Here is a 1,051-nt window from a genome sequence, read left to right as displayed (position 1 = left end):
CGGCGAAGACCTGCTTGGCCTCCTTGGAGCCGTAGAACAGCTCCTTGCGCACGTCGGCGGGCATGTCGAACTGCTTGAAGAAGGTCTTCGGCGGGGTTGCGATGGCCCGGCCGAGGATGAACATGATGGTCGGCATGGCCAGCGACAGCACGAACTTGTTGAACGAGCGCTGCGCGGGCACGTTCTTCTTCAGGAACTCGTGCGCGAAGGAGATGTGGCGAGCTTCCTCGGCCACGTGGATCGCCATCACGCCGCGCATGATCGGGTGAATGTCGTCACCCGAGCGCAGGATGTCCTTCTGGATGTGGTCGATCGGCTCTTCGCCGGCGAGTACGGCCATGAAGAACAGGTTCGGCATCAGCGCGCCGACCGGGGAGACCAGGTGGCGCAGCTGACGCACGAGCGGGTTCATGCCCGGCACGTCGGCGACGCGGTTCACCATCTCCTGGAACATCAGGGTGTGGTTGTGCTCTTCGATCATCTCGTGCGAGCAGTACCGGAATTCCGGGTCGTTGTTCTTCAGGTTGAAGATGTGCTGCATCATGCCGACGATCAGGATCGCCTCGAACTGCAGGCCGACCTTGGCCACGTTGGCCTGACGGACCTTGCCGATCTCGATCTTGGTGTCCAGCGGCAGCGCCTGGTACCAGGGGTGGCGACCGATGGGGTCGGCCGAGGTGACCAGGACCCAGCGCTCGGGCTTGCAGTTCGGATCGAAGTCGGGGGCGTCCCAGTCGATGTCCTCGAACGGGTCGAAGTGGCGATCGACCGATGCCTCGGACAGCATCAGCAACTTCTCGGCGTACGCCTGAGCCTCCGCGACTACAGGATCGACGTCAGGGGTGGTGGGCGCAGACATCGTCGTCACTGCCTCTCCTCTAGGGACGTTTACTGTTTCCAATGGTTACACCTACACCGAGTCACGTCAACTCCATGCCATGCCGAATTTCTCGTGTTCGGCGTGGCGAAAGCCCTGTTGAGGAAGCTACTCACCAGTAAAAATGCCTCTACCTGTGACACTGCGTCATGCACAGTCTTCGAGGGTCCGCAG

The 1,051-nt window shown here is 61.5% G+C and carries 1 protein-coding gene; it reads right to left on the bottom strand.

Translation table 11 applies throughout. The annotated features are described in order from the left end of the window. Positions 1-859: diiron oxygenase (locus ACFWF3_RS37000; protein WP_379318923.1), on the bottom strand; the 859-nt coding region annotated here is incomplete at its 3' end. Positions 860-1,051 lie beyond the last annotated feature (192 nt).

Origin of the sequence: Nocardia sp. NPDC060220 (assembly GCF_042727815.1) — a bacterium.
In the GTDB taxonomy this organism is placed as follows: domain Bacteria; phylum Actinomycetota; class Actinomycetes; order Mycobacteriales; family Mycobacteriaceae; genus Nocardia.
The sequence above is the reverse complement of the archived record's forward strand: the minus strand, read 5'-3'. Positions and strand labels throughout refer to the sequence as shown.